This is a genomic window from Paenibacillus sp. FSL K6-1558, assembly GCF_038002565.1.
In the GTDB taxonomy this organism is placed as follows: domain Bacteria; phylum Bacillota; class Bacilli; order Paenibacillales; family Paenibacillaceae; genus Paenibacillus; species Paenibacillus polysaccharolyticus.
Genome location: NZ_JBBOCV010000001.1, coordinates 2,472,397 through 2,499,016, shown reverse-complemented (window position 1 = coordinate 2,499,016; position 26,620 = coordinate 2,472,397). Strand labels below are relative to the sequence as shown.

26 protein-coding genes are annotated in these 26,620 nt (G+C 45.4%); 18 read left to right on the top strand and 8 right to left on the bottom strand.

Features of this window, described 5'->3' with window-relative positions:
- Positions 1 to 173: 173 nt before the first annotated feature.
- On the top strand, positions 174 to 317 hold the full coding sequence (locus tag MHI38_RS10760; RefSeq protein ID WP_024632651.1) for a sporulation histidine kinase inhibitor Sda: 144 nt from the start codon (positions 174 to 176) through the stop codon (positions 315 to 317).
- 21 nt (positions 318 to 338) lie between these two features.
- Here the strand turns inward: MHI38_RS10760 and MHI38_RS10755 are convergent, their stop codons facing one another.
- Together MHI38_RS10755 and MHI38_RS10750 are read right to left on the bottom strand one after the other, a co-directional pair.
- Positions 339 to 590: a hypothetical protein gene (locus tag MHI38_RS10755; protein ID WP_139168882.1), complete on the bottom strand. Its 252-nt coding sequence runs from the start codon at positions 588 to 590 to the stop codon at positions 339 to 341.
- Positions 591 to 666: 76 nt separating this feature from the next.
- The gene (locus tag MHI38_RS10750; protein WP_090919501.1) at positions 667 to 1,668 is read right to left on the bottom strand and encodes an NAD(P)/FAD-dependent oxidoreductase; all 1,002 of its coding nucleotides are present in this window, start codon (positions 1,666 to 1,668) and stop codon (positions 667 to 669) included.
- 512 nt (positions 1,669 to 2,180) lie between these two features.
- Here MHI38_RS10750 and MHI38_RS10745 point away from each other — a divergent pair.
- Entirely contained in the window at positions 2,181 to 3,374 is a 1,194-nt protein-coding gene (locus MHI38_RS10745; protein ID WP_154891059.1) for an NAD(P)/FAD-dependent oxidoreductase, read from the top strand.
- The gene (locus MHI38_RS10740) at positions 3,371 to 3,625 is read left to right on the top strand and encodes a hypothetical protein (protein ID WP_090919495.1); all 255 of its coding nucleotides are present in this window, start codon (positions 3,371 to 3,373) and stop codon (positions 3,623 to 3,625) included. Before MHI38_RS10745 ends, MHI38_RS10740 begins: the two co-directional genes overlap by 4 nt.
- Positions 3,626 to 3,973: 348 nt before the next feature.
- On the opposite strand, the gene hemQ is transcribed toward MHI38_RS10740, so the two are convergent.
- Positions 3,974 to 4,720, bottom strand: coding sequence for a hydrogen peroxide-dependent heme synthase (hemQ, locus tag MHI38_RS10735; RefSeq protein ID WP_090919493.1), 747 nt, complete (start codon positions 4,718 to 4,720; stop codon positions 3,974 to 3,976).
- A 227-nt stretch (positions 4,721 to 4,947) separates the two neighbouring features.
- Between hemQ and MHI38_RS10730 the strand changes: the two genes are divergently transcribed.
- From MHI38_RS10730 to dnaI, 4 genes are all read left to right on the top strand, one after another.
- On the top strand, positions 4,948 to 5,241 hold the full coding sequence (locus MHI38_RS10730; RefSeq protein WP_090919489.1) for a YuiB family protein: 294 nt from the start codon (positions 4,948 to 4,950) through the stop codon (positions 5,239 to 5,241).
- A gap of 385 nt (positions 5,242 to 5,626) precedes the next feature.
- Positions 5,627 to 7,162, top strand: a complete 1,536-nt coding sequence (locus MHI38_RS10725) for a DnaD domain protein (RefSeq protein WP_090919486.1) — start codon at positions 5,627 to 5,629, stop codon at positions 7,160 to 7,162.
- A 128-nt stretch (positions 7,163 to 7,290) separates the two neighbouring features.
- Positions 7,291 to 8,205, top strand: coding sequence for a tetratricopeptide repeat protein (locus tag MHI38_RS10720; protein ID WP_308723073.1), 915 nt, complete (start codon positions 7,291 to 7,293; stop codon positions 8,203 to 8,205).
- A gap of 161 nt (positions 8,206 to 8,366) precedes the next feature.
- Complete coding sequence (gene dnaI, locus MHI38_RS10715; protein ID WP_308723074.1) at positions 8,367 to 9,317, top strand: primosomal protein DnaI; 951 nt, start codon at positions 8,367 to 8,369, stop codon at positions 9,315 to 9,317.
- Between the two features lie 91 nt (positions 9,318 to 9,408).
- Here the strand turns inward: dnaI and MHI38_RS10710 are convergent, their stop codons facing one another.
- Positions 9,409 to 9,564 carry a YqzM family protein gene (locus tag MHI38_RS10710; protein ID WP_090919461.1) on the bottom strand — a complete coding sequence of 52 codons (156 nt, stop codon included), beginning with the start codon at positions 9,562 to 9,564 and terminating at the stop codon, positions 9,409 to 9,411.
- Between the two features lie 264 nt (positions 9,565 to 9,828).
- On the opposite strand from MHI38_RS10710, the gene trxA reads away from it, so the two are divergent.
- Together trxA and uvrC are read left to right on the top strand one after the other, a co-directional pair.
- The gene (trxA, locus tag MHI38_RS10705; RefSeq protein ID WP_090919457.1) at positions 9,829 to 10,146 is read left to right on the top strand and encodes a thioredoxin; all 318 of its coding nucleotides are present in this window, start codon (positions 9,829 to 9,831) and stop codon (positions 10,144 to 10,146) included.
- Between the two features lie 413 nt (positions 10,147 to 10,559).
- On the top strand, positions 10,560 to 12,647 hold the full coding sequence (gene uvrC / locus MHI38_RS10700) for an excinuclease ABC subunit UvrC (RefSeq protein WP_221789944.1): 2,088 nt from the start codon (positions 10,560 to 10,562) through the stop codon (positions 12,645 to 12,647).
- On the opposite strand, the gene MHI38_RS10695 is transcribed toward uvrC, so the two are convergent.
- Positions 12,616 to 14,313 carry a CPBP family intramembrane glutamic endopeptidase gene (locus tag MHI38_RS10695; protein WP_221789943.1) on the bottom strand — a complete coding sequence of 566 codons (1,698 nt, stop codon included), beginning with the start codon at positions 14,311 to 14,313 and terminating at the stop codon, positions 12,616 to 12,618. The genes uvrC and MHI38_RS10695 overlap by 32 nt on opposite strands.
- Positions 14,314 to 14,800: 487 nt before the next feature.
- Here MHI38_RS10695 and MHI38_RS10690 point away from each other — a divergent pair, with 487 nt between their 5' ends.
- A complete protein-coding gene (locus MHI38_RS10690; RefSeq protein WP_260511024.1) occupies positions 14,801 to 16,120 on the top strand; it encodes a TrkH family potassium uptake protein in 1,320 nt (439 codons plus the stop codon).
- A 33-nt stretch (positions 16,121 to 16,153) separates the two neighbouring features.
- Positions 16,154 to 16,825: a potassium channel family protein gene (locus MHI38_RS10685; RefSeq protein WP_090919443.1), complete on the top strand. Its 672-nt coding sequence runs from the start codon at positions 16,154 to 16,156 to the stop codon at positions 16,823 to 16,825.
- Positions 16,826 to 16,852: 27 nt separating this feature from the next.
- Here the strand turns inward: MHI38_RS10685 and MHI38_RS10680 are convergent, their stop codons facing one another.
- Complete coding sequence (locus MHI38_RS10680) at positions 16,853 to 17,776, bottom strand: LysR family transcriptional regulator (RefSeq protein WP_154891051.1); 924 nt, start codon at positions 17,774 to 17,776, stop codon at positions 16,853 to 16,855.
- Between the two features lie 362 nt (positions 17,777 to 18,138).
- Here MHI38_RS10680 and MHI38_RS10675 point away from each other — a divergent pair, with 362 nt between their 5' ends.
- The 7 genes from MHI38_RS10675 (at position 18,139) to MHI38_RS10645 (ending at position 24,271) form a co-directional block, all read left to right on the top strand.
- Positions 18,139 to 18,807 carry a succinate dehydrogenase cytochrome b558 subunit gene (locus MHI38_RS10675; RefSeq protein ID WP_090919438.1) on the top strand — a complete coding sequence of 223 codons (669 nt, stop codon included), beginning with the start codon at positions 18,139 to 18,141 and terminating at the stop codon, positions 18,805 to 18,807.
- Positions 18,808 to 18,865: 58 nt separating this feature from the next.
- The gene (sdhA, locus tag MHI38_RS10670; RefSeq protein WP_154891050.1) at positions 18,866 to 20,608 is read left to right on the top strand and encodes a succinate dehydrogenase flavoprotein subunit; all 1,743 of its coding nucleotides are present in this window, start codon (positions 18,866 to 18,868) and stop codon (positions 20,606 to 20,608) included.
- Positions 20,609 to 20,814: 206 nt separating this feature from the next.
- The gene (gene sdhB, locus MHI38_RS10665; RefSeq protein ID WP_090919432.1) at positions 20,815 to 21,579 is read left to right on the top strand and encodes a succinate dehydrogenase iron-sulfur subunit; all 765 of its coding nucleotides are present in this window, start codon (positions 20,815 to 20,817) and stop codon (positions 21,577 to 21,579) included.
- 190 nt (positions 21,580 to 21,769) lie between these two features.
- Positions 21,770 to 22,357: a metallophosphoesterase gene (locus MHI38_RS10660; protein ID WP_341181248.1), complete on the top strand. Its 588-nt coding sequence runs from the start codon at positions 21,770 to 21,772 to the stop codon at positions 22,355 to 22,357.
- A 35-nt stretch (positions 22,358 to 22,392) separates the two neighbouring features.
- Positions 22,393 to 22,725: a metallophosphoesterase gene (locus MHI38_RS10655; RefSeq protein ID WP_341181247.1), complete on the top strand. Its 333-nt coding sequence runs from the start codon at positions 22,393 to 22,395 to the stop codon at positions 22,723 to 22,725.
- Between the two features lie 31 nt (positions 22,726 to 22,756).
- Entirely contained in the window at positions 22,757 to 23,488 is a 732-nt protein-coding gene (locus tag MHI38_RS10650; protein ID WP_154985051.1) for a metallophosphoesterase family protein, read from the top strand.
- A 144-nt stretch (positions 23,489 to 23,632) separates the two neighbouring features.
- Positions 23,633 to 24,271, top strand: a complete 639-nt coding sequence (locus tag MHI38_RS10645; RefSeq protein WP_154891047.1) for a GNAT family N-acetyltransferase — start codon at positions 23,633 to 23,635, stop codon at positions 24,269 to 24,271.
- 264 nt (positions 24,272 to 24,535) lie between these two features.
- Here the strand turns inward: MHI38_RS10645 and MHI38_RS10640 are convergent, their stop codons facing one another.
- Both MHI38_RS10640 and MHI38_RS10635 read right to left on the bottom strand, forming a co-directional pair.
- The gene (locus MHI38_RS10640) at positions 24,536 to 25,345 is read right to left on the bottom strand and encodes a histidinol-phosphatase (protein WP_090919423.1); all 810 of its coding nucleotides are present in this window, start codon (positions 25,343 to 25,345) and stop codon (positions 24,536 to 24,538) included.
- Between the two features lie 32 nt (positions 25,346 to 25,377).
- Positions 25,378 to 26,280, bottom strand: a complete 903-nt coding sequence (locus MHI38_RS10635) for a LysR family transcriptional regulator (RefSeq protein WP_090919420.1) — start codon at positions 26,278 to 26,280, stop codon at positions 25,378 to 25,380.
- Positions 26,281 to 26,620: the final 340 nt, after the last annotated feature.

Below are 26,620 nucleotides of genomic sequence, written 5' to 3'. Positions count from 1 at the left end.
GTATAATTAATGTCCACATTATCCACTGATATATATTCTATGTTTTTTCCAATTATCAACAAACTATACACAGGATTTCCACACGTCGTTGTGGATAACAAGAACGCTTGTTCTCTTGTCCGATCTCTGATATGATAGTTTTGAGGAAAATAAAGGAAAGGTTGTGGCGGGAAATGGCTATGTTATCCGATGAGATGTTGTTGGATTCCTACCATAAAGCGATCGAATTGGATCTCGAAAGAGATTTCATCGCGCTGCTATTGGCAGAAATCCATAAGCGCAAACTGGGTACTGACGTATCTGCCATACTTCACTAGAGATCCTCATTGCAGGCAATGTTACAGGTTTCCGGACAAGTCCCATAAAGAGACAGGCAGTAGCATACTTGTCTGACAATGGTGACAATACATCAAGTGATTGCAAACGCTCTCGGTTTCGTCTGCCATGTCAGAGGAAGCTTGAAGTTCGTAGGGGCTGTATGGTCCGGTGTAGTCGTCTAATTTGCCGCATTCTGACAGTCCCTGAAAGCAGTGGGGACAAGCCTGCTCCGGTACAACCAGACCGTTACACAGCGGGCATATATAAGACAAGGGTATCCCTCCTGATCATGAAATTGCTCAGGAGTAAGATACCCTTTTTTGTACCATATTATGTGATTTCTTTGAATTAGCGTTTCATATTACTGCTGTGTCCAGGAGACAATTTGGCATCCGGATCAAAGTATACTTTTGCATTATTTACCGCAGTTGGAGCTTCGCCGAAGCCAACAGCAATCAGTTTCAGCTTGCCTGGATACGTCGTAATATCGCCGGCAGCAAAAATACCCGGAATAGACGTTTCCATGCGGGAGTCGACAACGATGGAATTGCTGTCAATTTCGATACCCCATTCAGCAATTGGACCGAGGGAGGATACGAAACCAAAGTTAACAATGACATCATCCACTTCAATTTCCTGTGTTTCTTTCGTCTTAACATGAGCAAGAGTAACCTTGGTAATGGTGTCATCTCCGTGAAGTTCCGTAATTTCAGTCGGTGTCACAACGTTAACTTTGGAGTTCATCAGGTTTTCCACACTGTGCTCATGTGCACGGAATTTGTCCCGGCGGTGAATCAGAGTAACCTGTTCAGCAATCGGCTCAAGCATAAGAGCCCAGTCTACAGCAGAATCTCCCCCGCCGCTAATCAAAACTTTTTTACCGGCAAAAGCGTTTAAATCACTGATGAAGTAATGCAGGTTGGTTTTCTCAAACTTCGCTGCACCTTCGAGTTCAAGGCGACGAGGTTCAAATGCACCAACACCCGCCGTGATAATAACCGCTTTGGCATGATATTCATTCTCATCTGTCTTTACGATGAAATGCTGTTCTTCTTTTTTCTCCACCGATACCACTTTTTCTTCCAAGCGAATGTTCGGGTTAAAGTGGCTCATCTGCTCGATCAGGTTATTCACGAGTTCCTGAGCAGTAACTTTCGGAAAACCGGCTACATCATAAATGTACTTTTCCGGGTAGAGGGCAGCGAGCTGTCCACCAAGCTGTGGCATACTTTCAACCAGTGTAACGGAAGCCTGACGCATACCTCCATAAAATGCAGCGAACAGGCCCGCAGGACCGCCGCCGATAATAAGTAAATCGGTCATTTCATGACCGGACGTCTGTGCAGTCAAAAATCAACAACACCTTTCTTATTTTAATAGGTAGAGAACAGTGATTATTTTTTGCAAATTACGTCACATAATCTGCATGGGTGCCAAACTGTCTTTCCTATTATAAACGGTGTAATCTGGGTTGCAAAGTTAGCTGGATCACTAATCTGAGAATAAATGATGAAGTTCTGGTGAGAATAGGATGAAATTGGAAATGAAAGGCTATGAAAAATAACAAAAAAAACCTTGATCTTTACGAGAAATACAGATATCCTTGACCTGTACTATGTGTTTTTTTGTCAAAATTAGAGTCATAATATCAGGTTAAGAAACAACCTCGTTTTGTGGAAACTTGTGGTTAATTTCACAACTATAATCGTCGATATTATACGTACAGAAGTTAATATACACTTACGAATTTTACATTTGTCGTCATATTGGATAAGACCTGAGCAATACTTGTAAGTAAGAGCATTTTGCATTCCACCTCAATTATCAGGAAGGATGCGAGCGAAACCGGAAGGAGTACAGATATGAGCAGCATTCCCAAAATCGTCATTCTCGGAGCGGGATATGGCGGAATTCTGACAGCGCAGCGGCTGCAGAAGGAACTCAACTATAATGAAGCTGACGTCACATTGGTGAATCGGCATGATTATCACTATATTACAACCCATCTACATATGCCGGCAGCCGGTACGGATAAAATAGAGCATGCGAGAGTTTCTATTTCCAAACTGATCGATGAATTCAAGATTGATCTGGTAAAATCATCCGTGAAGGAGATCCGGCTTCAGGATCGTAAAGTCATTCTGGAGGATGGAACGTTGTCCTATGATTACCTGATTATTGGACTAGGTGGAGAGCCGGAAACTTTTGGTATACCGGGTATGCTGGAACACGCGATGACCATTCGTAGCATCAACTCTGTGAGGCTGATTCGCGAACATATCGAATATCAATTCGCAATGTACAAAAACGATAATAAACGAAATCGTATTCGGTTTGTTGTAGGGGGAGCAGGTTTTAGCGGCGTAGAATTTGTCGCAGAACTTGCTGATCGTATCCCGCAGCTGTGCAAAGAATTTGACGTGGACCCGAAGCATGTACACATCTATAATGTTGAAGCTGCGCCTTCGGCATTGCCGGGGTTTGATCCGGAACTTGTGGAGCATGCGATGAACGTACTGAAGAAAAAAGGGGTTACGTTTAAAATTGGTGTTCCGATCAAGCAATGTCTTCCTGATGGCGTAATCGTTGGTGAAGGCGAGAAAATCGACGCTGCCACAGTCGTATGGACAGGAGGCATTCGAGGGAATTCTTTACTTGAACAGGCGGGGCTTGAAGTGATGCGTGGTCGTGTGAAGGTGGATGAATATTTGCGTGCTCCTGGGCATGAACATGTGTATGTGATTGGGGACAACTCCCTTGTGTTTAACAAGGAGGGCAGACCGTATCCGCCAACAGCACAGATTGCGATGCAGCAAGGTGTGAACTGTGCCAAAAATATTGTCGCAGCCATTCGCAACAAGCAGCCTCAGCCTTTTGAATTCACCAGCAAAGGTACTGTTGCCTCTTTGGGTAAAGGGGAAGCGATTGCTGTCGTTGGGGATAAGAAATACAAGGGCTGGAAGGCAGCACAATTGAAAAAATTAGTGGATATGCGCTATTTGTTTATCATTGGAGGTATTCCGCTGGTCCTGAGGAAAGGACGGTTCTTCGGATGAGACATTGCAGTGTGCAGGTTCGTGGCCTGTTAACCCGTGAGGAACTGGATCGTTACAACGACTTGATGCAGGTCGGCGGGTACCTGGAGGAACAGAATCAATATGACCTGGCTTACATCGTTCAGAAAGAAGTAGATATTCTTATCCTGCCGGCGATTGAACGGCTGAAGGAAAAGAGCCGTGACCGTGATCGTGCAACTGCTGAATTCCTCGAATCTCTGAAAGCAGTTGATGAAGAGGAGCAGGATTGAGACTTCAGTTAGTTGAAAAGAATAGTTTACACTTATACACTTCAATGACAGAATAATCTTTCAATCGCTGTTATCCCCAAATTTTTTGATTCCCTTTTGTTAAAGGGAAAAATTCGGTGATAAAGGCGACCGCTTCGCTTTTCCATTTTATTTCTGTCCTCTCCGTTTTGGTGTAAACAATTAGATTAACTAAAATAAATCTAAATCAAGCTTAAAGTGATATAATTCTTAATCACCAAAAAATCACCGCGGAGCAATACGTCCGGCGGCAATTTTTTGCTGTAACGAAAAAAAAATCGTCCAGCCTGCTTCAATAGAAGGCTGGACGATTCTTGCATGTATACAAAATTACAGTTTCAGCATCTCTTCCAGTGTGCTTTCGTTCAGCAAGCTTCCTACATAGAAGGAGCCAAATTCACCGTAGCGTGCACTTACTTCATCAAAGCGCATCTCGTACACGAGTTTTTTGAATTGAAGCGCATCATCAGCGAACAGCGTAACGCCCCATTCCCAATCATCAAATCCGACAGAGCCCGTGATGATCTGTTTCACTTTACCCGCATAACTGCGGCCGATCATGCCGTGACTGCGCATCATGGTGCGGCGCTCGTCCATGGACAACATGTACCAGTTGTCGTTCAACTCACGCTTTTTGTTCATTGGGTAGAAACAAATGTATTGGCGCTGTGGTAAAACCGGTTTAAGACGGGCAATAATCTCCGGATTTTGCATCGGATCTTCGCCCTCTTTGCCAAGATAGTTGCTCAGTTCAACTACACTGACATATGAATAAGCTTTAGTCGTGTATTTGGCAAACGTTGTTTTGTTGAAGGCGTTCTCTACTGCCTTCAGATCTTCCAGCGTTTCGCGCAGATGCATCATCACAAAGTCAGCTTTCTGACCTACGACTGTATAAACTACAGTGCTGCCTTGGGAAGCCTCCTCGACTTTTTTCCAATCATTCCAAAACTCTTGAAGCTCGTCCAGGGCAACAGCACGCTCTTCATCGTCGGCTGCTTTCCAAGCGGTCCAGTTCATCGAGCGAAAATCATGCAGGGCATACCAGCCCTCCAGGGTTGATGCGGCTTCGTTCATGGATATTGTTCCTCCTGCGGATTATATTTCCAAATCCCGGTAAGGGATGGTTTAGTGCTTTATCGTTATATTGTATCCCAATATGAAGCAGGAGGGCAAATGATCTTCTCGTGAAAATCGGTAGATTTGTCCAGAAAGTTCGTTGCTTCGCCACATTTTTTGCGGTAAACTTACTACTATCCAGAAGGGAAAACCGAAAGTGTGAAAGAAGAGGTGAACGTCAGCCGATGCAGTTTATACCTGTGCTTGTATTAATGGTATTATTTTTTGTGATGATGTTTGGTATCGGTTTCATTTTGAATATGCTTATGAAGACCACCTGGTTTCCTTCCTATCTGTTCGTCATCGTTATTTTGCCTGTGGTGGTATATTCCTTATGGGATCATTCATCTACGCTCGTGTCACATCTTGGATCGTTCCAGTTGGTCGATTATATGACAGGGGTTGCAGGCCTCGCGGGTGCGATAATCAGCGGATGGACGATTCAGAAACTGCGTTTAGGCGGATATCGGATGTTCTGATGACTGGAAAGTGAAGGCATCTGCCGCAATAACTTGGAAAAGTCTTTATCTTTGACGCAAACGCTTACGCGTGCAAAGGGAAGGCTTTTTTGTTGTGACGAACGGGGTACGGGAATGTTTGTACGCTTTTTTTCATAAGCATAAGATGAATAGATTTAAACTATTATCGCTTGTAATCTCGCTCTGTAGCTTTTATAGTATTCTAGCGACTCTTTGTCGTTATTCATTTGAAAATTCGCCCAATTCTGCGAAAACGTGAACGATGTCGACCTAGGACGAAACGGAGAGAGAACGGGTTGGTTTTTTACCTGTTTTTGAGCATTTGAGGATCGGACATTTATGATAGAATAGAAAAACAACCTTTGGGGAAGAAGGAGATCAGGCTATGCGCATGAAGAATTTGCATCATTATACGGAACATCATCGCTACTGCGTATACAGGGAGTTTGGATTAAGCGCCCTGGACGACCGCATGCTCACAGGAGCTTACCAGCCTATGGTAGGTGCTTTTGCGGTTGGCTTGTATCGGCTGTTATTTCAGCATCTCCCCGGAGAACAGGTCGGTTATTCCCCACTTGAGCAGCAACGAAGGCTGTTCATGACATTGGGGCTGGAGCCTAGCGAGAAAGGACGTAAATATCTGGTTGAACAGGCGTCCAAGCTGGAGGCAGTAGGTCTTCTCCAGACATCGCGGGTCTATATTCCAGAGAATGATGATTACATCTATGAGTATGAACTGCAGCCGCCGCTCTCGCCAGGAGAGTTTTTCCGCACACAGCATCTGACACTGTTGCTACGGGACAAAATAGGCAAGTTTGCTGTGTTGTCGCTACGAGCTGGCTTTTCGGCAGTTGAAAATGGGGATGCACCTTACGTTGCAGCCAATAAAGAAAATATTTCAGTTCCCTTTTACGATATATTTGAGCTTAACACGCATGTCATTGATTACGAGCTGGAGCAGGCACTCTCCGAAGTATCCACATCGGCACAGCGAACAGGCACGAATGATGCTGTGGAAGAAAATGCACTGAATTATGCGGACATTATTTTACGCTTCCCGCGTGAGTCGGTAAACCGACGTTATGTGGAACAACTTCGTTTTGATCATGAACAGCTCGGGATCGTCAATTTTGTAGTGAACAAGTTTAGTCTTAGCGTGCAAGATGTGTGCCGACTGCTGGACGAGGATGGTGTATTTAGCCCGCAAGGACAGCTATTGCTGGATGATCTTCAACACAAGGCGAGCATGCAATTCAGACAAACGAAGAAACGTCAGGAACAGCAGACAGTGCAAGCCGCCAAGGTGGTTGCTCTTCGCCAGCATATGGAGGAGCCACAGGCATATAATGACTCCGGTGAACCTCCAGTGGAGCATGTTGTTCAGATGGAGTATTATGTCGAGGTGCCACCGCAATTTGCAACCAAGTGTGACATTCATCAATACAATATGATGCTTCGTAACGAGCCGTACACTCGGTTGTTGCAGACATTTTTCCCGGGGGCTGTACCGGATAATCTGGTTGATATTTTCGAAAAAATTGATCTGAGTTACAAGCTACCTGGTGAAGTGATCAACGTATTGATTCATTATCTGATGGCATTGCTTGTATCGGGTGGCGAGCAACGGATTAATCGTAATTTTGTTGAGGCGATTGCCTCCAATATGCTGCTGAAGCAGGTTAATACGTATGAGAAGGCTGTGCAATATATTCGTGATCAGGCGAAGGTCAAAGGTAAGCAGGCTGCAGGAGCAGCTGGAACCCGTACCCGTACATACGGTAAAGGAACCAAAGCCAAACCCGAAATTCCGATTGTACAAGACATAAGCCATGATGGGGATAACGTTTCGGAGGAAGAGTTTGAAGAGATGATGCGATTTGCTCAGGAGATGCAGGCGAGCAAGCAAAAAGGAACGTTATAAAGGAACGTTATAGTTGTACGATACAGGCGGGTCCCTTGGGAGAGGTGACTCGCTTTTTTACTCAATAGGTGTGTGGTGGAGTCCGAAAGCTAGGGACACGAGTCATTCAGAGGGAAGGGGCAGATCCGTTGAACACGAATCAGAAAGCCATCGAATACCTTGAAAATAATGATTATGATGCAGCGTTGGCTTTATTTCAGAAAGCATTGAACGATTCAAGGGACGTTGAGTCCTTGACGAATCTGGCCTGGATTTATTATCACGAAGAGGGGGATATCGAAGCAGCTATTGAATTGGCTCAGGAAGCAGTGGCGTTGAAACCAACCTCTCATTTTCCCTACAGTCTGCTTGGTGAATTACTTGTTCAGATGGAGAGATGGGAAGAAGCCGCGGTTGTACTATCAGACTCTATTGCTGTGGAGCCTTCCAAAGAGGCATACAATAACTTAGCAATTGCCAAATATCATCTCGGAGAGTTGGAACAGGCTTCAGCTTTATTTTTGAAAAGTGCTGGGCCTTCTGATTACGCCATGTATAGTCATGTTCACTGTTTAATTCAGCTGGGACATACCATTGAAGCAAAACACAAACTGGATGCCTTCTTGGAAAGTGATGATGATTTTGTCGGAGAGGTACATGTGGCAGAACTGTACTTGGAGCTTGCTTGTTTTTCCGAAGCGGTGCATTGGTTTGAAAAATCATGGGACACATATTCTAAATCGCCCGACTGGGTGTGTAGATATATATATGCTCTAGTTCAGACGAATGCAATGGAACGTGCAGTTGAAATTGCAGAAGAATGTATTCGGTTAAAACAAGATGATATTGAGGAAGCACAGGCAGAAGATTGCGATGAGAATTGGACAGAAAGTGATAAAGTGGCATACGTGACTCGCTTGCAAATGGAGAAAAAGGAGTATGAACATATTCTCGAACAGATTGTCTCGGGTTTTGTTCCACCATTTAAATTCACCACATCTTTAAGCTCCAAATGTTATTTATTCGGGTGCTCCAGACATGCACATCCAGAATATAAGGGTTAAATGAATACACGTATAATGTGGAGAGGTTTTTTTTCCAAATGTATCAGTTGAGTTATTGTGTGCTTTTCTATAGAATGAACAGTACAAATGATTGAATATTTGGAGATGAAATTGTCTCATGTTTTCATAAATATTAATACTTTAAAAGGGGGCTTGAAGTCATGGAATCCTTGGGAGGACTGCTTCAGCAGCTGAACCCTTCGTTTCGTGAGCAGTCGCGGCGAATTATGGCGGATTTGTTGGAAGACCCATATGTGCGCGAGTTCCGCGCAGGTCATCCTGAACTGAAAGATACACAGCTCATGCCTGATCTGAGCAAGTTGTTTCAGTATGCTAAAGATTCGAAGAACTGCGCGAATTGTCCGGGACTCGACAACTGTCCCAACGATTTTCAGGGTCATTTCTGCAAACTGGAAGTAGAGAACTTCAACGGTAAACCCGAAATTATAGATATCAAAGCACCTTGCTCCAAACAGATCGCCCGGCAAAATGAACATATCATCAAACAGCGGATTCGCAGTTTTTATGTGGATGAGCGTGCTCTAAGCGCTGGATATAATGATGTGGAAATTATGGGCAAAGATCGCATGCGTGCGCCAGCGGTGAACCGTGTGCTTCGTTATATTAGCGAGACCAAGGACAATGGACTTTCGACGAAAGGGTTGTATCTGGAAGGTTCGTTTGGAACCGGCAAAACGTTTCTGATGTGTTATCTGCTACATGAACTCGCGGTTGCGGGTCATACAGGTGTCATTATTTATATGCCTGACTTCGTGGAGGATTTGAAATCCATGATCAGTGAAGGACAGAAGCTCAAGGAAATGACGGATGTTCTGAAAAGCTGTGATCTGCTCATCTTTGATGACATTGGTGCAGAGAACCTGAACCCATGGGTACGGGATCATGTGATGGGCTCTATTCTTAACTATAGAATGAATCGCAAGCCAACGTTCTATACGTCCAATTACAACCTGGAAGGGCTTGAGAAACACTTGAGCTTTACGAACCGGGATGGCGAGGAATCGAACAAAGGTCAACGTTTGATGGATCGAATTCGTCCATTTGTGGATGTTATTCAGGTTCGGGGCGAGAACCAACGAGGGAAGAGCTAAGATATAGATGAACCAAAAAAAGCCTGGCTTTCGCAATATGCGAGAACCGGGCTTTTCTGGTCTGCGGGAGCCTGAAACTGACTTGAATATCCTATTCGGTCAGGAATTTAAAAATTACCATACCAAAAAAGATAACAGTCATCAGGCCGCCCATGCCGACAACGCCCATAATCAGATCAAAGAGATCGCTACGCGGCTCCTCGTTCACATGTTCACGCGGGTCGGTCATCCGAATATTAGCGTCCATTGTGTTGCCTCCTTTGAGGATTGACAGCTTGGCCTGCAAGCAGGGCTACAATCTGGAGTAATTTTAGTATACTTGGAAAAGAAAGCGTTTGTAAAGATTTTGCAGACGACTGGCTGCACCTGTAATTGTGAAGATTTCATGTTGGGAAGATGAACATTATCTGTTCATTTCACATGTCTAACGCACATGTGTTATACTGGAAGTGTCGTTCACGACGTTACAGGTTAAAATAAAACCGTAAGTATATATAAGGAGGACAATTTCATGGCTATTGTTAACGTATCCGATCAATCCTTTAACACGGAAGTCGAAGGAGAAGGAACGGTTCTGGTTGATTTCTGGGCGCCTTGGTGTGGTCCTTGCAAAATGCTCGCTCCAATCCTGGAAGAGCTGTCCACAGAAGTTGGCGATTCCGTAAAAATTGCTAAAGTAAACGTGGATGAGAATCCAGAATCTGCTTCCCGCTTTGGCGTAATGAGCATTCCAACACTGATCTTCTTCAAAGATGGTCAACCGGTTGATAAAGTGGTTGGTCTGAACTCTAAAGAAGCTCTCAAAGGAATCATCGAAAAACATCAATAAGCAGCAAGTCACAACATAATTAAGTGCAGGCTGACACATCGCCTCCGGTTTACATGCCGGGGGCGTTTTGCGTCGATAAGCGATATGTAGGACAATATAAAAGTAATATATAAATGATGTGATAAATTATTTATATTATATAATTGAATATAAAATGAAACTGTAAATTCACATGATTAACGGAGAGGACAGAAAAGAACTGGAGAAGCGAAGCTAAAAGCTTTCTGAAAGAAAGCTACATCGGAAGCATCTACTGTAGCCTTTATCACCGGATTTTCCCTTTTAAAAAGGGAATCAAAGAAATCTGGGGATAACAGCGATTGAAAGGTTGTTCTGTCATTGGAGTGGTCGGTGTGAATTTTTTTGTGTAACCATGACTTTTACTTTTTTCGGAAGGGAGGACCCACCGAATTATGGATCCATTTATGCAGGAGTTAGACGCACAGGAGAAGGCACTGGAGCAGATTCGTCACAAGCTTGCATTGCTTCCAGACCTGCCGGGCTGTTATTTGATGAAAAACAGTGAAGGCACCATTATTTACGTTGGTAAAGCGAAAGTGCTCAAAAACCGCGTGCGCTCATATTTTATTGGCAGTCATAACGGAAAGACACAGCGTCTTGTATCCGAAATCCGTGATTTTGAATACATCGTGACAGGCAGCAACATGGAAGCACTCATTCTGGAGTGTAACCTGATCAAAAAACATATGCCGCGTTACAATGTATTGCTTAAAGACGATAAAACGTTTCCTTATCTTAAAATAACGAATGAAAAGCATCCGCGGCTCGAAGTGACCCGCCGTGTGCTGAAAGATAAAGCCAAATACTTCGGTCCGTATCCGAACTCGTATGCGGCACACCAAACGAAAAAACTGTTGGATCGGATGTATCCGCTCCGCAAATGTGGTGTAATGCCGAAGGAAGTTTGCCTGTATTACCATATGGGCCAATGCCTTGCCCCTTGTGTGAAGGAAGTTGGCAAAGAGCAGTATGACGAGATTTCGCAGGAGATCGGATCATTTCTGAGCGGCGGACATGAGGAGATTAAAAAGGACTTGCAGCGTAAAATGCAGGAAGCCGCTGAAGATTTGTATTTTGAACGTGCCAAAGAGCTGCGTGATCAGGTGATTGCGATTGATGCGATCATGGAAAAACAGAAAATTACGATGGCGGATGCCAGAGACCGTGATGTCTTTGGATTTGCGATTGATAAAGGCTGGATGTGTGTCCAGATTCTATATATGCGTCAGGGGAAAATGATTGAACGCCATGTATCCACCTTCCCGTTCTACGGTGAGGCCTACAATGATTTTATGTCCTATGTAACCCAGTATTATAGTGATAACCCGGCTTTGCCACAGGAAATTTTGCTACCGGAGATGCCGAAGGAACTGCTCTCTGGTCAGGAAACAAGCGATTCCACAAAAGTGGATCATGCGAATATATCCGAGGATAAACATTCTGAGGGAACGGTTGAATCCACGCAAGAAGAATTACAAATCGGGATGAATCAGACCGCTGCTTCGATGCCAGTTGTTGCCGAGACACTTGCAGCTTATGGGGCGGAGGTAACTGAGGAAGAAGAGAGCAATGCTACCGGATTGCAGGAAACATCCAATGCCAAACTGCCATCCGAGATGGAGGACCCGTCGCAAATGGCTGCTTCTCTGCAAGAATGGTTGGACATTAAAGTGCATATCCCGCAACGCGGACTGAAACGCCAGATGATTACGATGGCACTCGACAATGCACGGGTGGCATTGGAGGAGAAGTTCCGCCTCATTGAACGTAATGAAGAGCGAACATCTAAGGCTTCCGAGGGATTGGGGCGCTGGATCGGTCTGGAGCAGTTAAGACGAATTGAAGCTTTCGATAACTCGAACATTCAGGGTACGAATCCGGTGTCTGCCATGATTGTATTTACCGACGGTAAACCGGACAAGAAGGAATATCGTAAATATAAAGTGCGCTCTGTCGAGGGGCCGGATGATTATGAAACAATGCGTGAAGTTATCCGTCGCCGTTATGAGCGAGTGCTTAAGGAAAACTTGGCCCAGCCTGACTTGATCGTAGTCGATGGAGGTAAAGGACAGATTTCCGCAGCTGTAGACGTGCTTGAGAACGAGCTTGGGCTATTCATTCCGGTGTGTGGATTGGTGAAGGATGCCAAACACAAAACATCACAGCTGATGATTGGTAATCCGCCAGAGGTGATTGCCCTGCCGCGGGACAGTCAGGAGTTTTATCTGTTACAGCGGATTCAAGAAGAGGTTCACCGGTTTGCCATCTCATTTCACCGTGAGCAGCGCGGCAAATCGATGGTTACGTCTAGACTCGATGCCATTCCAGGCATTGGGGAGAAGCGGCGTAAGCTACTATTGAAGCATTTTGGCTCTTTACGCAAAATAAAAGAGGCCAGCGTTGAAGACTTCCGGCCTCTATCTATTGGAGATAAACTAGCTACTCAGATTATTGCAGCACTTCGTGATGAGGAGTCGTGACATACGGCTTCTCTTTTTGTTTTGGATTGAAACGATAGACCACGTATCCAACAATAGCAGGCAACACAATCCAAAAGATTCCTGCACCGATGTTCAGTGCGTCTCCCATGAAAATCAAGCTGAGCCCCATCAATAGGCTGTCAAAGATGACATGTGCAAAAACAACAGCAATGAAGCCGTGACGCAACATAATTAGGCTGAACAACAGTCCAATGACAGTCAGTTCGATCGGTCGTGTAATGACTGGATAGATTGGATATAAGGTGTGTCCAAGTGCCCAAATAATTGTAGGGATCAGACAGGCGATAAACGTGTTACGCACAACTTTTTGCATCATGCGGATACCGAACAGTCGATATACGGCCTCTTCCCCGATTCCAGCCATCCAAGCCATAATCGGAAAGATCCAGGCATACGTCATGTTATATGTCGATTGATCTGCTGAGGTGGTGGACCATGTGCCGATGCTACGTTCAAGAATAAAGAATAGAACGGATTGTACACCTAGCAGAATGAATGCCCATAGATAGCCGGTGTACATACTCTGCAACACATATTTGCCGTAACCCGGCTCCTTGGCACGAGGCCATGGATTAAATCCGATTTTGCGCCACATGCCGTCACCAGCGACAAGCGATAGATAGATCGTAGCACTCATCACGATGGTTATGCCGGTCTGAATGAGCATAAGGAACACTAACATGAAGCTTGAAAGTCCTTGTGCCTGGAAGAGAGGCAACATGTTCAGTGTACCAATCATAGAAGCAGCAAAGTACACCAGTGACAATACGACGCCTCGTTTGAACGATGTATTTGCACGAGCCAGAATGCTATAAATAATGGCAAGCACACCAAGAACAAACGTCAGAAAAGCGTAACCACCGTAAGTTAACCAATTGGCTAATTGGGTCTGGTCTTTAACATAATCCGTGTGGGATTTCGGTACGGAGAACTCCGGATCGAACGAACGGACAGCCCCATTTTCAAATGTAAAATTCAATTCTAGCTTGGAGTTGCCAATCGTTTTACTTGCATCCGTGTACTTCAGACCCGGCTCGCCATCTCGTGTATCCAGTTGAAGTGTTGGGATGTCATATCCGAATTCTTTCAAAACTCCAGCCGCGAGTTTTTCTTTTTCGTTCAATGGCATATTGCCTTCTGCAAGCGACTCTGAAGTTCTTCTGATGCCCTGTTCTTGCTCTGATTCAACGGCCGTATACAGGGAGGAAGGCAATATCCGCTTGAAGGCAACTACCTTGCCTGTTTTCATATGTACGTCAACGTTAAGGTAACCCCCACTGTCCTGATCAAGCAAACGCACTCGATATACATCGTAAGGATAGGTTGTTTCCCATTTTTTATTGTACGTGGCAAGCTGTTTCGTCTTTGCCATATAACCGTAAATATCGGAATGGGTCTGATACGTTACTAGGGGTTTACTGGCATTGCCTTGGAGCGTATAGTCATCAACGGAAGCCGCGAATGAACGTGCAGATTGGATCGCTTGATCCTTGCTAATGAAGGATGTTGACGAAATTTCTGTCGTTTGTGATGAAGTCGCAGGAAAGATCTGAAAGACAAAAAATAAAATCAGGCCGATCACCGCAAGCAACCCCAAACGTTTGAAGTTAGCCTTAAGCTGTAAAGGCTGCCCTAAGGGATTCATGGAATGGTGTTCCTCCTTTTTTCAATTACATCGTACTGTAAAGATAGCACAGGGCATGTCCTCAATGCCAATGATAGGGCGAAAACAGGTGTAAATCTTTGAAAACGAATGAAAATGATCGAAAAAATCCGATCTTGCTGTCCGGGCATGAACTTTTTTCCCGTTTTGAACGAATTCGAAGTTATTTACCCAAAAATCGTTTTGTGTGCATTCGTTGCAGCGCTTATAATTTTGAAGCAAATATCCAAAAATCCGCATGTCTGGGGTCTAACAAGGGAACGAATAGAACGGAAAGAGCTAACAAAGCTAACGGAGTAGACATCCAGAGTAGGCATCCTGTAAAAGAGTATACTAACTCTAGTTGGATGCATATCAACTCCAATTATATGATGTTTTTTTATGAATCATACATGAGCTCCACAGGGTGGAGTTATTTTCTTTTTTAGCAGAGGTGGATGATACTGAAGTGAAAGCAAATGTTCAATGGATGCGATTATCGCCGCCCCGTATTCTGGTGTTAGGTTTTGCTGGCATTATTCTGCTGGGTACACTGCTGTTGATGCTTCCGGCATCCAGCCGAAGCGGCGACAGCCTGGCCTTTATCGATGCACTTTTCACAGCAACTTCGGCTGTGTGTGTGACAGGGCTCGTTGTTGTGGATACAGGAACCTATTTTTCAGTGCTGGGTCAGGTGATTATTGCGATTCTGATTCAGATCGGCGGTCTCGGTTTTATGACGATGTCTACGCTGGTTGCGATTGCGTTCAAACGGAAAATATCGCTCAAGGAGCGATTGATCTTACAAGAGGCAATGAATCAAAGCACGATGGAAGGCATTGTGAGGCTGATTCGCAAGGTTGTGATTTATTCGCTTATTCTGGAGGGGATTTGCGGTACATTGTTTGCACTGCGCTGGTCATTTGATATGCCGATCGGGCAGGCCGTGTATTACGGTTACTGGCACGCCATCTCTATGTTTAACAATGCCGGGTTTGATATGTTTGGTCATTTTAGCAGTCTAACGGGCTATGTCTACGATCCGCTTGTTAATTTTACCGCCATGTTTCTGATTGTTTCGGGTGGGATCGGTTTTGTGGTGTTGTCCGATTTGGTGGAATATCATAAAACGAAGAAGCTATCCTTACATTCCAAAGTTGTTTTGCTGATGACGGCCTTATTGATTGTGTTTGGTGCACTGGTCATTTTTGTATTCGAGTTCAGCAACCCACGAACGTTAGGTGGTCTGAACTGGGGCGGCAAGTTGCTCGGATCGTTCTTCCAATCGGTAACACCGCGTACAGCCGGGGCCAACACGGTCGATATCGCCGGACTGCGGCAGGCCACGCAATTTTTCATGATTATATTGATGTTTATCGGTGCATCACCGGGGTCAACCGGGGGCGGTATCAAAACAACAACGTTTCTGATTATGGCCGGGGCAGTCATTGCCATGATGCGCGGTCGGGAGGATATCGTCTTTTTCCGTTATCGGCTTGTGCAGGAACGTATTTTCAAAGCACTCACTATCACGCTACTGGCGCTGTTGTTCATTATTACGGTGACGATGGTGCTGAGTACGACAGAAGACAGTAATTTTTTAATGATATTATTTGAAACGACATCTGCTTTTGGTACGGTAGGGCTTTCTCTTGGCCTGACGCTTAAACTCACCACATTTGGCAAGTTAATGATCTGTTTTACCATGTTTGCAGGACGGCTTGGACCAATTACACTTGCGTATGCACTGGGGCAGAAAAAGGGTAAGGATTTATACAGGTATCCGGAAGGCAAAATGATAATTGGTTAGTAATTATTAGGATAGAGGGGTTCGTGAAGAACGATGAAAAAACAGCAGTTTGCGGTCATTGGACTTGGGCGGTTTGGCTCCAGTCTGGCACAGGAATTAATGGAACTAGGTTATGAGGTGCTTGGCATTGATAAAAATGAGGAACTTGTCGAAGACATGAGTGACCTGGTCACTCACGCTGTCGTGGCGGACGCTACGGATGAAGAGGTGCTACGCTCCCTCGGCATTCGTAATTTTGACTGTGGCATTGTTGCTATTGGCGACGATATTCAGACGAGTATCCTTACTGCCATTCTGCTCAAAGAGCTGGGAGTCAAAACGGTTGTAGCCAAAGCTATATCGGTTCTTCACGGACGAGCACTTGATAAGCTGGGCATTGACCGTGTCGTTTACCCTGAACGGGATATGGGCATCCGGGTCGCTCACCAATTGGTTACACCAAACCTGCTGGATTATATCGAATTGTCCAATGATTACAGTATTGTAGAGATGAAGGTACCTGCCTGTCTCCACAATAAAACACTCGCTAGCTTGAATGCGCGTGTACGCTTTAACTGTAGCATTGTAGCCCTGCAAAAAGAAGCCGGGGTGATTATTGCCCCGACGGCGATGGATTCCCTGCAAATGGGGGATATTATGGTCATTATCGGCAATAATGGTGATATCGACCGATTTGAAGAAGAAGTTATTAGTCAAGAGAGCTGAGCAGTAAGCTGCTTCTTCTGGATTATATCAAGGCGTTGTTGTCCTTCGTGAGGGCAATGACGCCTTTGCTGTAAAAAATGCAGCAGTCTCCCTGACCCATTGTCTGGCGGTTTCGCTGAGGTTTTCTTTTTCCCCATAGATCATGCAAGTTGTTCTTCGGGTCTGTTTCAACTGAGGTAAATGCACGGCAACGAGGTCGTTATCTGCCAGCAGCTGAGGACGAAGATAAGATTTGGGAAGCAGGGCGGCGGCTTTACAGGTCGGCAGAAGACGGATAATGGCTTCAAATGAATCAATCTCCATGCGAATGTCAGGCATTACGGTGCAACGCTGGAACAGATCGTCTGTCAGTTTGCGGTACCATGTTCCTTTGGAGAACGTAATCATCGGCAGATCCTGCAGATGCTCCATACCTGCTTCCTTGCCTGCAAGCGGGTGCGTTAGCGGCACAACCAGCTCCAAGTGATCGTCAAATAGTGGAACACAGTTGAGTCCCGTTTCGCTAATGGATGAGGCTACAATGCCCACATCGGCTTTTTTATCACGAACAAAAGAAACGATCTCATGGGTTTTGCCTGTTAGCAGCTTTAATTCTGCATGAGGATGCTTCTCCATAAAAGCGTTGACGAGTGGAGGTAAGGTGGTCTGTAGTGTCGTCAAACTCGCTCCTAACGTAATAATGCTCTGTTCCTCGTCCTTGTATTGAGATAACATGGTGAGAAATTTCTGTTGCTGTTGTTTCTGCTCGACGGCGAAGGTGTAAGCTAGTTGGCCTACGCTGGTTAATTCCAATCGTTTGCCGCGGCGATGAAAGAGGGATACGCCCAGTTCATCTTCCAGCTTGGAGATTTTACGAGAGAGTGCAGGCTGAGACAGATTCAGTAGCTTGGATGCACGGTTTAGACTGGATTGCTCTACAACCGCTGCGAATGCGTTTAATTCTTCGAACATGAACACAAACCTCTCTTCATTATGAGTGTGATTCTTGCCCTTGATTAATTGTTTGCCTTATTGTATGGCGTTTAGTCTCGTTGTTTGAATGGTTACATAGGTTAGGGAAATCGTAGTTTCAATGGTATAACCCTTACAAAACCTTTGTTTCAACACTTATACCTATAGGTTATAACATTTAATAATTATATTGCAATTCCCTTATAAGAAAAAAAGGAGTAACATGAATTGTGACACAAGTTGTTCACACCTGATCAAAACGGAACAATTTGTCGAACCTTCCCATGTAAGAAGGATTCGTGTCATGATATAAGAATGGATTTATGAAAACGTTGTATTTAGCGAAAGGGGATCGACATTTTATGAAAGGGTTTTACTCGAGAAAGCTGCACTCCTTGCTTGGCGTCATTCCGCTCAGTTTGTTTTTTCTAGAGCATCTGGTGACGAACTTCTCAGCAGTTGAAGGCGGCAAAGAAGCTTTTAATGGTGCGGTTGCCTTCTTGAACAGCCTGCCGCTCGTTATTGTTTTGGAAACGTTTCTGATCTGGCTGCCGCTGTTCTATCACGGTGTATATGGTCTGTACATTGCTTATCAGGCCAAGCCTAACGTGGGTCGTTACGGCAATGAACGCAACTGGCGTTATACGTTGCAGCGGATCAGTGGTGTCATCACGTTTGTATTTGTGATCTGGCACGTATGGGAGACGCGTGTACAAGTGGCTCTCGGCAACGTAACACACGAAGAGTTGGGCGGTGTTATCCATAACATCGTGATGAATCCGGTAACATTTATTTTATATCTGATCAGTGTGGTTGCGGCGTCATATCACTTTGCCAATGGACTCTGGTCGTTCCTCGTTAGCTGGGGAATTACGGTCGGACCTCGTGCGCAGCGGGTATCTTCGTATGTGTGCATGAGCTTGTTCGTACTCGTATCCATCATGTTTATCGCTTCGTTGTTTGCTTTCCGGAACGTTGATTTCCAAACAGCAACTTCAATGATTGACGCGGTAAAATCCGTTTTGGTCTAACATTTACTGATCTTAAATTTTATGAATAACGCTTACTTACTAAGGGAGTGAACTAGCAATGGCATCATCGAATGTAATTATTGTGGGCGGCGGTCTCGCAGGCTTGATGGCGGCGATCAAATCGGCTGAAGCCGGAGTCCATGTTCATTTATTTTCACTGGTTCCTGTTAAAAGATCCCACTCCGTATGTGCCCAGGGCGGTATCAACGGTGCGGTAAATACGAAAGGGGAAGGCGACTCCCCATGGGTACACTTTGACGATACGGTATACGGCGGAGACTTTCTTGCCAACCAACCACCCGTTAAAGCGATGTGTGAAGCAGCACCTGGCATCATCCACCTGATGGACCGGATGGGCGTTATGTTCAACCGTACACCGGAAGGCTTGCTTGATTTCCGCCGTTTCGGAGGAACGAAGCATCACCGTACGGCATTTGCCGGCGCAACAACGGGTCAACAGCTGTTGTACGCACTCGATGAGCAAGTACGCCGCTGGGAAGCAGCGGGTCTCGTAACCAAGTATGAGAACTGGGAGTTCCTGCAAGCCGTTGTGGACGATGAAGGGGTATGCCGCGGTATCGTAGCCCAGGATCTGAAAACGATGAAGGTCCAAACGTTCCCGGCCGAAGCCGTTATTCTGGCAAGCGGTGGTCCGGGTATCATTTTCGGTAAAACAACAAACTCCGTAATCAATACAGGTACGGCTGCAAGCGCGGTATATCAGCAAGGTGTGAATTATGCCAACGGTGAGTTCATTCAGATTCACCCGACTGCGATTCCAGGAGACGACAAGCTGCGTCTGATGTCCGAATCTGCGCGTGGTGAAGGTGGACGAATCTGGACGTACAAAGACGGCAAACCTTGGTACTTCCTTGAGGAGAAATATCCATCCTACGGTAACCTTGTTCCGCGTGATATCGCAACACGTGAAATCTTCAGCGTTTGCGTAGACATGGGACTTGGTGTTAACGGCGAGAACATGGTATATCTCGATCTCTCTCACAAGGATCCGAAGGAACTGGATGTCAAACTGGGCGGAATCATTGAAATCTATGAGAAATTCATGGGTGACGATCCGCGTAAAATCCCGATGAAAATTTTCCCGGCCGTTCACTATTCCATGGGTGGCATGTGGGTAGATTATAATCAAATGACAAACATTCCAGGGCTGTTTGCAGCTGGCGAATGTGAATATCAATATCATGGTGCAAACCGTTTGGGTGCAAACTCACTCGTATCCGCAATCTATGGCGGTATGGTGGCAGGACCTAAGGCAGCTGAATATATCAAAGGTCTTAAGAAATCATCCGCTGATATCTCTTCTTCTGTATTCGATGGTTATACCAAGCGCCAAACCGACAAATACGAAGGCATCATGAAAATGCAAGGTACGGAAAATGCCTATGTGATTCATAAAGAGCTGGGCGAGTGGATGACAGCCAACATGACGGTGGTTCGCTACAATGACAAACTTGAAGCAACCATTGGCAAAATCAAGGAACTGAAAGAACGTTATAGCAAAATCAACATGTACGACAACTCCGGCTGGAACAATCCGGGTGCGGCATTTACTCGCCAGTTGTGGAACATGCTTGAGCTTTCTGAAGCGATGACACTTGGCGCATTGCTGCGTAACGAGAGCCGCGGAGCGCACTACAAACCGGAATTCACAGAGCGTAACGATGAAGAGTTCCTGAAAACGACTATCGCGAGCTGGTCGAAAGAAGGCCCGCAAATCTCGTACGAGCCAGTCGACGTATCCCTGATTCCACCACGTATCCGGGACTACTCAAAAGACTAATAGCGAAGAGAGCGGAAATGCCCGAAAGAAGCGAAGCGTTCGCCTTTATCACCGAATTTCAACCCTGTGAAGGGTTGGTCAAAGAAATTCGGGGATAACAGCGATCCAAAGGGCATTCCGCGACCGGAGCGTCTACCCGAGCACCCAAACATCCAGCTTTGCGCACCAGCAATACAATCATCGTCACCAGAGGAGGGGACAAAGATATGGCGGAACAAGCAACAGTGAGTAAAACCGTCAAGTTTATTATCACCCGTCAAGACAGCCCGGAGTCATCTTCCTATACCGAGGAGTTTGAACTTCCGTACCGTCCAAATATGAACGTCATCAGCGCCCTGATGGAAATTCAGCGGAACCCGGTAAATAAGGATGGTAAATCCATTGCGCCGGTTTGTTGGGAATCCAACTGTCTTGAAGAAGTGTGTGGCGCCTGCTCCATGGTTATTAACGGCAAACCGCGTCAAGCGTGTGCAGCTTTGATCGACAAGCTTGAACAACCCGTTCGCATTGAACCCATGAAAACTTTCCCGGTGGTACGTGACCTTGTCATTGACCGTACGCGGATGTTTAACGCTCTGAAGCGCGTTAAAGCATGGATTCCAATCGATGGTACCTATGACCTTGGTCCAGGGCCTCGGATGCCTGAGAAGAAACGTCAGTGGGCTTATGAGTTATCCAAGTGTATGACTTGTGGCGTATGTCTCGAAGCTTGTCCGAACGTTAACGAAAAAACTGATTTTATTGGTCCAGCTGCGCTGTCCCAGGTACGTCTGTTTAACGCTCACCCTACAGGTGAGATGAACGCAGAAGAACGTCTGGAAGCGTTGATGGACGATGGCGGTATTGAAGGTTGCGGAAACTCGCAGAACTGTGTGCGTTCATGTCCAAAAGGCATCCCGCTCACAACGTCCATCGCTGAGATGAATAAACAAACCACCAAGCATATGTTCAAACGTTGGCTGGGTGTATAATGCTGTAAACGAGAGGCAGAGGTTACGTCTGCTTCTCCGAGAAGTCGTGATCCCGCGCAGAATTTGGCGGGTCACGGCTTCTTTTGTCATCAACCGAAGGAAGCGGGCATCCTAGGCAGAATATGGTATACTACAGGGATGGATATTACCTATAACAACTTTTAAGAAAACTGACCCGAGGAGGGGAATGATGGGAAAGACACCACGGTTGAACAGCGGAAACTCGCCGTCCCGACACTCGAACGGGCCAAACGGTTCGAATGCACCTCTTTTTCCTGGAAAAGAAAAGGATCATGACCCTTCTCGTCGAATGTTCCAACTACGAAAACACGTGATGACTGTGGTAGCTAGTGTGCTGACACTGGGATACGCGCTTTGGGAGCCTCGGCGTCTACAAGTCAATCATATTGATCTTAAGTTCCCTTCATTTCCTGAAGCGTTTAATGGACTGCGTGTCGTTCATTTCAGTGATGTACACCTTGGTTTCCATACAGGACGAAAAGAGTTGAGCAAGCTGGCAGAACAGATCAAGGATCAGCAACCGGACCTCATTTGTTTTACCGGAGATATCGTTGAGAGACAATCCGAGCCGATGCGTGAGTGTGTACCGATTCTAGCCTCTATGACAGCAAGGTATGGGAAGTTTGCGGTACTCGGGAATCATGATTATCGAGGACGGCAACAGCAGGACGTCATAGATATGTTCCGTGAAGCGGGCTTACCCTTTTACTCAACCAGCATATCGTTATCGAACGTGGAAATGAAAAGTTTGCAGTAGTAGGTCTGGATGATGCGTTAACAGGAGAGCCCGACTTGGACGAGGCCGTTACAGGGTTAAGTGAGAGTGTATGGAAACTGCTACTTATGCATGAACCGGATTATGCCGATTATGCTGCTCCGCATGGATTTGGTTTGCAACTCTCCGGTCACAGTCATGGTGGTCAAGTTCGATTTCCCTGGTTCGGTGCAATGACAACTCCGCGGGGTTCACGTAAATATGTTCAGGGATTGCATTATACATCTAAACCCCAGATGCCCGTTTACGTGAATCGGGGATTTGGTATGACGCAGCTTCCCATTCGTTTTCTATGCAGACCTGAATTAACCGTGCTTCATTTAAGCCGGGATGATGTAAGTGAAAGATGAGGCTTAACAAACATGAATGGGGGGTAACCAGATGGAACGTATAGCAATTGTATCCGACATTCATGGCAACATGACTGCCTGGGAAGCTGTGATGAAAGATATTCAGCATCGTGGTTTGAACAGGATATTTTGTCTGGGTGATCTTGTGGGCAAAGGACCGCAACCAGCTGAAGTGGTGGATCAGGTCAGAGCGGCATGTGAAGTGGTCATTCGTGGCAACTGGGATGAACTGATCGCAGTCAATCAGGATGTCCGTGATTTCACATGGCAAGCTGAGCGACTGGGAGCAGACAGAGTATCTTATTTGGCGAGCCTTCCCTTCAGTTATGAATTCAAATTAAGCGGACGCACTGTTCGATTAGTTCATGCTTCACCGCAAAGTGTATATCACCGTGTACAGCCATGGGATGAGATGGAGAAGCGACTGGCGATGTTTGATCCTCCGACGGACGAATCAGAGGCTGGAGCGGCTGACGTGGTGGGTTATGGTGACGTGCATAATGCGTTTCTGCAATATTTGGATGGAAAAATGCTATTTAATACAGGCAGCGTAGGAAATCCACTCGATTTTCCGCAGGCTTCATATTGCATTCTTGAAGGGGAATACGGCGATGATAGTCAAAAACCGTTTAATCTTCAGTTTGTTCGGGTTCCTTACGACATTGAACATGAAGTACGTATCGCACAAAAAGCAGAAATACCGGCGCTTGAGGCATATATTCGTGAAATACGCTCAGGCATTTATCGTGGATTACAAGAGTAAATGGAGTGTCATGACCGAATAAAGCTGAACAATGACAGGACATACTACAATTTATGTCATTCAATCAGTAGTATCATGCCGGATCATCCTTAGAGCTTGCTTGTCTTACCGGACTAAAGCCCGTTAGGCAAAGGAGTGATTGTCATGCTTAATCGAAATATGCTAATCCAAGGGCTACCAGCCTTATGGACAGAGCGTCTTGTACTTCGGTCATTACGTCAAAGTGATTACATCACTTTATCGGAACTCTTATCTGATCCTCAAGTGATTCGGTACGTCAATCGTGGGAGCCAGCCTCCACCCATTCGGGCGAGAAAATTGTTAAACCAGATTCGGAGCAGCAGTGCCAAGCTGGATTCACTGCATTATGGCATCTGTTGGAAAGGCAGAGAGCAAGTGATCGGTATTACCTCTTTTCAGCATTGGAATGATCAAAAAGGGACTGCACAGATCGGTTACATCGTGGACAAGACGTGCTGGGGGAAAGGCGTGGCAACAGAAGCGGTGCATCGCCTGCTGACATTCGGATTTGATGAGCTTCATCTGTGGAGAGTTGAAGCACGCTGTTATGAGGCCAACGCTTCTTCTGAACGGGTACTGCTTAAGATGGGCATGACTTATGAGCGGATTCTTCCGTCATATGGACTGAACGATGGAGAAGACAACGCATTCGAAAGTTCAATGGATGTTAAGGTGTATGGTATGTACCGGGAACAGTTCCAGCATGATCTGTACCTCGAACAGCTTCATAAGTTGGCATCGAACAAGCCGGGAATATCATAACGTAATAGAGGATAAGGTAACTGAAACGAACTTCAATCATTTGTTACACAATTGAAATATAGTTGCAATTGAACTCTAACAGACAAGGGGTAAACTTATCTCATGACCCCCTTTTTGATAATAGATAATGCTGTTGGAACCCGCGATGAGCGGGTTCATTTTTTTTTGTTCAGAATGAATGGACAGATTATTAGATAAAACAAGAAAAGAAAAGATCCTCACGCGTATTCTTGCTGCGTGGGGATCTTTGTGTTTCGCCATCTTTTATAGAGGAACAACTTGCATTTGCTTTTGTTTGAAATACACCCAATCGGTGAAACCGATCTCCCGCAGACGTGTGCGCACAAGGTCAAGCTCGTCTGCTACCCGGCCCGGGATATGAGCGTCTGAACCAAATGTCACTTTTACACCGTAATGATTGGCACGTTCCAGAATAGCATCGGAAGGGTACCAACCGCCACTAAGCTTGGTTTTGCCCGAGGTGTTGATCTCAATCGCAACGTTGGCACCGGCTATCACCTGGAGAGCTTCGTCAATCGCATGGTCTGCAATAATTTCGGAGAACGGTGGATAATTGCCTTTCATCGCATCGATATGCCCAAGAATCTGGAACATGCCGCTACGGGCCGATTCTGCGATTAAAGCATAGTAGCCTTCTTTCACTTCAATTTTGCGAGCATTGCTTAGTCCGTTCCAGCGAGTTTTGTTGAAAATACTGATATCCTCCGTGTGATGCACGGAACCGATAATATAGTCGAACGGGTACTGTCCCAGCGTTGTCCGGTACAATTCAGCATGTGTTGGAAAGTAGTCGGATTCGATTCCAAGCAAAACGTCAATTTTTCCGGCATATTCTTCTTTTAACGCGAGCACTTCAGCTACATAATGTTGTAATTCGGATTTACCCATCGCAATTCGTGGATGCGCCTGCTCCAGTTCACTGCCAAAGTAAGGGGTGTGATCCGAGATTCCAATAGCCTGAAGTCCTGCCTCAATGCCTGCTTCAATGTAATCTCTGATGTTGCCGTCCGCATGACCGCAGCGGAAATGGTGTGTATGAAGATCAAATTTCATATGGAATCCCTACCCTTTCTTTGCCTATGTTTTTATTCCGAGCTAATAAATTGAGTCTCCGGCATGCCTTTGAGATCACTCAGAAACTGATGCATCGCCGAATTCAGATAACGACTGGATTTATAGATGACACCTACAGGATGGCTGACCTCAAGCTCACTTAAAGGAATCATTCGGAGCGTACCTTGCCGCAGCTCCTGTGCAACGGATTGTTTGGAGATAATGGCTGCACCGAGATCAATCTCCACCATTCGTTTCACTTCTTCACTACTCGACAACTCCATGACAACATTGGGTTCGATGTTATATTTTTTGAAAACGGCTTCCGTAAACCGACGCCCAACCGTATCCGGGGACAGGAGAATCAGAGGTGTGCTCCGCAGTACATCAACCGCGGCATGTTTTTTCTTCGCCAGCGGGTGGGAAGGGGATACAACAAGTTCAAATGTATCGTAGTATAGCACGGATGTACTAAGGTTAGGGTTCCGTTCTGTCAGATATCCAATTCCGATGTCCACCAGACCATTCTCGACCTGTGTATAAATCTGCGCGGAAGGCAGAGATTGTATGCTTGTTTTAATGAGTGGAAATTGATCCTGAAAGTAAGAGAGCACCCTGGGCAATATTTGAATCGCAATGGACGTTGTTGTTCCGAGTACAATACGTCCTTGTGGTGTTTCATCAAGATCGGACAGCTTTTGTTTCAACTCGTCTACAATATCGAGCATCCGTTCAGCATGTTCCAGAAAAACCTGTCCGCGATCTGTGAGGGTTACTGGCTGGTTCCGATCGACAAGCACGGTGTTGAATTCATCTTCCAGACTTTTGATCTGAGCGGAGACAGCCGGCTGTGTCAAGTTAAGAAGTTCTCCCGCTTTACGGAAACTCATCGTTTTGGAAATAGTAATCAGCGTTTCGAGTTGGCTGATGTTCATATACGGCCTCCTTGCAACAAAATATCCTCTGTATGTCATGTGTCATGCAGTGAATTCCGTGACGGGTTATGTTTCTTTTATCTTAAATTATAGGGGATTACGGAGATCAGAGCAATGAAGGGCAGATGCCTATTTGAAAGTAGACTAATGGACTAAATATATGGAATAAATGTGAAGCAAGCCAAAATTTAAAATTTTAACTATATACATAACCGGTATAAAAGTCCTAGTGTCTTTTTACAGAGTCAATGAGGGAATAATATTTCCTTCCAAAAGTGTAAAGCGACAAAAACAGCTATAAACATTTGCTATTCTAATGACGATAAATTATAGTACACAA